The organism is Salipiger sp. HF18 (genome assembly GCF_011806505.1).
Taxonomy (GTDB): Bacteria; Pseudomonadota; Alphaproteobacteria; order Rhodobacterales; family Rhodobacteraceae; genus Salipiger; species Salipiger thiooxidans.
On record NZ_JAATOS010000257.1, the window covers coordinates 1 to 5,836 of the forward strand.

The 5,836-nt window shown below is 68.3% G+C and carries 6 protein-coding genes; 2 read left to right on the forward strand and 4 right to left on the reverse strand.

The annotated features are described in order from the left end of the window. Together HC022_RS17670 and lepA are read right to left on the reverse strand one after the other, a co-directional pair. A partial coding sequence (locus HC022_RS17670) for a hypothetical protein (RefSeq protein WP_217704029.1) occupies nt 1–517 on the reverse strand: 517 nt, incomplete at its 3' end. Between the two features lie 181 nt (nt 518–698). Then, nucleotides 699–2,501: a translation elongation factor 4 gene (gene lepA / locus HC022_RS17675; RefSeq protein WP_040383928.1), complete on the reverse strand. Its 1,803-nt coding sequence runs from the start codon at nt 2,499–2,501 to the stop codon at nt 699–701. Nucleotides 2,502–2,673: 172 nt separating this feature from the next. Here lepA and HC022_RS17680 point away from each other — a divergent pair, with 172 nt between their 5' ends. Beyond that, nucleotides 2,674–3,021, forward strand: a complete 348-nt coding sequence (locus HC022_RS17680) for a hypothetical protein (protein WP_008886155.1) — start codon at nt 2,674–2,676, stop codon at nt 3,019–3,021. A gap of 101 nt (nt 3,022–3,122) precedes the next feature. Here the strand turns inward: HC022_RS17680 and hisD are convergent, their stop codons facing one another. Further along, nucleotides 3,123–4,415, reverse strand: coding sequence for a histidinol dehydrogenase (hisD, locus tag HC022_RS17685; RefSeq protein ID WP_167453312.1), 1,293 nt, complete (start codon nt 4,413–4,415; stop codon nt 3,123–3,125). A gap of 85 nt (nt 4,416–4,500) precedes the next feature. Between hisD and HC022_RS17690 the strand changes: the two genes are divergently transcribed. Further along, nucleotides 4,501–5,469 (forward strand): LysR family transcriptional regulator, encoded by a 969-nt coding sequence (locus HC022_RS17690; RefSeq protein WP_089955125.1) that lies wholly within the window; start codon nt 4,501–4,503, stop codon nt 5,467–5,469. 125 nt (nt 5,470–5,594) lie between these two features. On the opposite strand, the gene HC022_RS17695 is transcribed toward HC022_RS17690, so the two are convergent. Further along, nucleotides 5,595–5,836 (reverse strand): alpha/beta fold hydrolase (locus tag HC022_RS17695; protein ID WP_368484690.1); only part of this gene is annotated, 242 nt, incomplete at its 5' end.

The window sequence follows — 5,836 nt, forward strand, 5'->3', positions numbered from 1 at the left end:
CGTAGGTGCTGCGGGTGCCGTCGGCGTCGTGAAGCTCGATGAACGGGTTCAGGTTGTCCTCGACCAGCCGGAAGGCGCGCGGGTCGGAGTGGTTCTGGAAATCGCGCATGACCTTGAGCACCGCGTCGTAGTCGGTGATGCGCTCGTCCACGAAGAGCGCGCAGGTGGCCTCGTAACCGACCCCGCCCGCGCCGATCACCAGCGCCGGGATCCAGACCCCGGGGTTGGCCACCACCGAGGCCACGCCCGCGCCGCCGCCGGAACTGCCGACGCCCGCGGCTGTGCCCGAGGCGGCGAGCTTCGTCCCCAGCAGCGTAAGCCCGCTGGTGGCGTTGAGCAGCGTGTAGAAACCGCCGTCCCCCGCGATGGCGTTGCCGCCAAGCTTCGAGACCGCACCGGCAGCCTCGCCCACCGCCTCGCCGAGCAGCCGGCTGGGGCGATAGTCGCAGACCTCGGCCCGGGCGGTGCCGGCGGCGAGGATCAGGGAGAGCAGGAGAGGGATCGTGACGTGACGCATGATGGACCGCCAGTGAGCAATGTGCACGGGCCACCGCGGCCCCGCGCGATCTGAACGGCAAATCCGCGGGATTCGCAATCGCGACGCAGGCCTACGCGGGGGTGTAAGGCGGCCCTCTCTCGAAGCCGTGATCCGCAACCCGAGGGGCGGCCATTCCTTGATCACGTGGGGCAGGGCCCGGTCAGCTGTCCATCTTCAGCGCGGAGATGAAGGCTTCCTGCGGGATGTCGACCTTGCCGAACTGGCGCATCTTCTTCTTGCCCGCCTTCTGCTTCTCGAGCAGCTTCTTCTTCCGCGTGGCGTCGCCGCCGTAGCATTTGGCGGTCACGTCCTTGCGCATGGCCGAGAGGGTCTCGCGCGCGATGACCTTGCCGCCGATGGCCGCCTGGATCGGGATCTTGAACATGTGGCGCGGGATCAGCTCCTTGAGCTTCTCGCACATGGCACGGCCCCGCATCTCGGCGCGGTCGCGGTGCACCATCATGGCCAGCGCGTCGACCGGCTCGTCGTTCACGAGGATCGACATCTTCACGAGGCTGTCCTCGCGGTAGCCGATCATCTCGTAGTCGAACGAGGCATAGCCCTTGGTCACCGATTTCAGCCGGTCGTAGAAGTCGAACACCACTTCGTTGAGCGGCAGGTCGTAGACCGTCATCGCGCGGCCGCCGACGTAGGTGAGGTCCATCTGGATGCCGCGGCGCTCCTGGCAGAGCTTGAGCACGTCGCCGAGATACTCGTCGGGCACCATGATGGTGGCCTTGATGCGCGGCTCCTCGATGTGGTCCACGGTCGAGGCGTCCGGCATGTCGGCCGGGTTGTGCAGGTCGCGGCGCTCACCGTCCTTGGTGAACAGGTGATAGATCACCGACGGCGCCGTGGTGATGAGCTCGATGTTGTACTCGCGCTCGAGCCGGTCGCGGATCACCTCGAGGTGCAGCAGGCCGAGGAAGCCGCAGCGGAAGCCGAAGCCGAGCGCTGCCGAGGTCTCCATCTCGAAGGTGAAGGACGCGTCGTTCAGTGCCAGCTTCTCGATGGCGTCGCGCATGTCCTCGAAATCGTTGGCATCGACCGGGAAGAGGCCGCAGAACACCACCGGGACCGAGGGCTTGAAGCCCGGCAGCGGCTCGGCGCAGGGCTTCTTCTCGTGGGTGATGGTGTCGCCGACGCGGGTGTCGCGGACCTGCTTGATCGAGGCATTGAGATAGCCGATCTCGCCCGGGCCGAGCTCCTTCACGTTGGTCATCGCGGGTCGGTAGACGCCCACGTCGTCCACGTCGTAGGTGCCGCCGGTCTTCATCATCCGGATGCGGTCGCCCTTCTTGAGCACGCCGTCGATGATGCGCACGATACAGATCACGCCGAGATACTGGTCGTACTTGGAATCCACCAGCATCGCCTTGAGCGGCTTGTTGCGGTCGCCCTCGGGCGGGGCGGGCAGGCGCTTGACGATGGCCTCGAGCACGTCGGGGATGCCGACGCCGGTCTTGGCCGAGATCAGGCAGGCGTCCTGGCTGTCGATGCCGATCACGTCCTCGATCTGGGTCTTCACCCGCTCGGGTTCCGCGGCCGGCAGGTCGACCTTGTTCAGCACCGGCACGATCTCGTGGTCGGCGTCGATGGCGGTGTAGACGTTCGCGAGGGTCTGGGCCTCGACGCCTTGGGTCGCGTCGACCACCAGCAGCGAGCCTTCGACCGCGTGCATCGAGCGCGCGACCTCGTAGGCGAAGTCGACGTGGCCGGGCGTGTCGATCAGGTTCAGGACATAGGTCTCGCCGTCCTGCGCCGGGTACTCGATGCGGACGGTGTTGGCCTTGATCGTGATGCCACGCTCCCGCTCGATGTCCATCGAGTCGAGCATTTGCTCCTGCATGTCGCGTTCGGCGACGGTGCCGGTGAGCTGAATCAGCCGGTCGGCCAGGGTGGATTTCCCGTGGTCGATGTGGGCGACGATGGAGAAGTTACGAATATGCGCGAGATCGGTCATGATTTGCTGGATATGCTGGTGAATCACGGGCCGGTCAAGGCGGATCGCGTGATGACCTGACGGGCTGGTGAATTGAATTCCTCCGGTCTTTGCGGCAGTCTGTGGAAAAGGCCACCCCGAAGCGAGGGCGAAAAGCCCCGAGGGTGGCGTCGAGCGTAAGGAAGACAGGCGTATGAGAACCATTTCCTGTGTGGTGGCACTGGCCGTCGTGGCGGGCTGCGGCGGTGGCGGATCAAGGTCGGGCAGCGACTATTATGTGACGCGGATGGCCAGCGGGCCGATCAGCAAGGCCTGCATTGCCTCGGACCGGACGGCACGGAACCCGCAGCTGTGCGGCTGCATCCAGGCCGCGGCGAACGAGGAACTGAGCAACGGCGACCAGCGCCGCGCGGTGAAGTTCTACCAGGACCCGCACAGCGCGCAGGAGGTCCGCCAGTCCGACCGGTCGTCGGACCGCAGCTTCTGGGAGCGCTACGCCAAATACGTCGCGCGCGCCGAAAGGCTCTGCAGCGGACTGTGAGCCGGGTCGGCTCGGCGTCGACCTCGATGACAGCCGTTCAGCGCTGCCCACGGACCTTTCTCCTCCGGTGGGCGGCGTCTGGCGTCTTCATGTGATGCCCCTCAGGACCCCCAGCAGCGCCCGGCGTTGCGGTCGGGCAGGCGGGCATCGCAGGCGCGGGCATGGCCTTCCATGCCCTCGGCGCGGCTGATGCCGGCGCTGGCGCGGGCGAGATCGGCCAGAGCCTCGGGTGCGGCGCTCTGCCATGTCACGCATTTCAGGAACTTGTGCACCGACAGCCCGCCAGTATAGCGCGCCGCGCGGCCGGTGGGCAGAACGTGGTTCGGCCCCGCGGCCTTGTCGCCGAAGGCCACCGTGGTGTCGGCGCCAAGGAACAGCGAGCCGTAGGCGCTGAGCCGCTGGCGCCACCAGCAGAGATCGGACGCCTGCACGTGCAGGTGCTCGGGTGCGTAGAGATCGGCCTGCGCCGCCATTTCCTCGCGCGTGTCCGCCAGCATCACCTCGCCGAGCGCGGCCCAGGCCTCGTGCGCGGCCGAGCGGTTGGGCTCGGGCAGCGAGGCGATGATCCGCGGCACCATGGCCAGCACCGCGTCGGCCAGCGGCGCGTGGGTGGTGACAAGCCACACCGGCGAGGTGCCGCCGTGCTCGGCCTGGCTGACGAGATCGAGCGCCACCCGCTCGGCGCGGGCAGTGGCATCGGCGAGGATCATCGAATCCGTGGGGCCCGCTACCATGTCGATGCCGATGGGCCCGAAGAGCTGGCGCTTGGCCTCGGCGACGAAGGCATTGCCCGGGCCCGCGACCAGATCGGCGCCGGGCAGGTCGAAGAGCCCCAGCGCCAGTGCGGCGATGCCCTGCACCCCGCCCATGGCCAGCACGCGGTCGGCGCCCGCCAGGTGCAGCGCGTGCAGGATCGCCGGGTGCGGGCCGTCGGGGCCGGGGGGCGTGCAGGCGGTGACCGTGCCCACGCCCGCGGCCCGGGCGGTGGTCACCGTCATCAGCGCCGAGGCGATGTGCGCGTAGCGCCCGCCGGGCACGTAGACCCCGGCGCAGCCCAGCGGCAGCAGCCGCTGTCCGGCGCGCAGGCCGGGGCGCAACTCGACCTCGAACTCCTGCACCGAGGCCCGCTGCGCCTCGGCGAAGGCGCGGATGTTGGCGTGGGCGTAGGCGATGTCCTCGACCAGCGTCACCGGCAGCAGGCGGTGGGCCCCGGCGAGCGCGGCGGGCGACAGTTCGGGCGGGGCGTCGTGGCCATCGAGGCGGCGGGCGTAGTCGAGCGCGGCCTCTTCGCCGCCGGTGCGCAGCGCCGCGAGCATGACCTGGACGGTGTCCGAGATGTCGGCGGCGTTCTGCGGCGGCAGGCCGGGGGCGGCTTTGAGATGGGTGATCGGCATGGGGAACGCTTGACCTGACAGGGTGATAGTTTCAGAAAAGGTGAATGTGTGAGTGACGGGCCTTGCGGCCGGAGAAGGGGGCGAAATGCTGATGAAGGGGGTGACGCTGCGCGGGCTCGAGGTGTTCGAGGCGCTGGCGGCAAGCGGGTCTGTGGCGCAGGCGGCCGAGATGACGGGGCTGAGCCAGCCCGCGGTGAGCCAGCAGATGCGCAATCTCGAGGCCGCGCTCGGGGCCGATCTCGTCGACCACGGGCGCCGCCCGATGCAGCTCACCCAGGCGGGACGGTCGTTCCTGCTGCGCACCCAGTCGGTGCTGAGCCAGCTCCGGCTCGCCCAGAACGAGCTCACGGTGATGGATCTCACGCATCTGTCGACGCTGAGCCTCGGGGTCATCGACGATTTCGACAACGACCTCACGCCGCAGCTGGTGACCATGCTTGCCGAGAGCATGACCCGCTGCCGCTTCAAGCTGATCACTGCACCCAGCCACGAGATCGGGCAGGCCATGCGCGACCGGCGCCTGCACATCGCCATCGCCGCGAGTTCCGGGGCGGTGGTCGACGGCGTGGTGGAATACCCGCTGATCCGCGACCCGTTCATGCTGGTCTGTGCCCGCGGCGCACTGGCCGAGGCCGGTGGTGCGCAGTCGCTGATGCACGGGCTGCCGTTGCTGCGCTACGACCGCGAGCAGCTCATCGGCCGGCAGATCGAGGCGCATCTGGCGCGCCAGAAGCTCGAGTTCCCCGAGCGCTTCGAGATCGGTGCCCACCTGTCGCTGATGACGCTGGTGGCGCGCGGCGTCGGCTGGGGCATCACCACGCCGCTGGGTTACATGCGCGCCAAGCAGTTCCAGGACCGGATGGAAGCGCACCCGCTGCCCTTCAGCCCCTTCGCGCGCACCATCTCGCTCTTCGCCGCTTCGGACTGGACCGACCGGGTGCCGCGCGACGTGGCGCAGACCATGCGCAAGCTGGTCTCGGAATCGGTGATCGAACCGGCACTGCGCCAGTTGCCGTGGCTCGAGGGCGAGCTGCAGGTGCTGGCCGGGGACTGACGGGGCGAGGGGCATCGGAGCTCCTTTCTCGGGGGGAGAAAGGGGTGCCCGGCGCTTTGGATCAAGCCGCGGCGTGACTCATTCCGAAACAAGAACCTGCAGTTTCGCTTTTCCTGAATCCACTGTCAGGCAGCGTTCAGATAGGCCCTCACCGCTGCCTCGAACTCGCGCGATTTCTCGGCATGCAGCCAGTGGCCGGCGCCGGGGATCTTCGCGAAACGCGATTCGGGGAAAAGGGCGCGGATGCGTTCGCGGTACTCGGGAAGGACGTAGTCGCTCTCGGCTCCGGACAGGAACAGCGTCGGCCCGTCGAACTGGCCGTCGATGTCGGGGAAGCCCAGGATCTTGGGCATCTCTGCCGCCAGCA

What these genes read in the sequence shown, in the direction of transcription:
- hisD (WP_167453312.1), bottom strand. Translation starts at nt 4,415, where the DNA reads ATGCCGATCACCCATCTCAAAGCCGCCCCCGGCCTGCCGCCGCAGAAC.
- HC022_RS17680 (WP_008886155.1), top strand. Translation starts at nt 2,674, where the DNA reads ATGAGAACCATTTCCTGTGTGGTGGCACTGGCCGTCGTGGCGGGCTGC.
- HC022_RS17690 (WP_089955125.1), top strand. Translation starts at nt 4,501, where the DNA reads ATGCTGATGAAGGGGGTGACGCTGCGCGGGCTCGAGGTGTTCGAGGCG.
- lepA (WP_040383928.1), bottom strand. Translation starts at nt 2,501, where the DNA reads ATGACCGATCTCGCGCATATTCGTAACTTCTCCATCGTCGCCCACATC.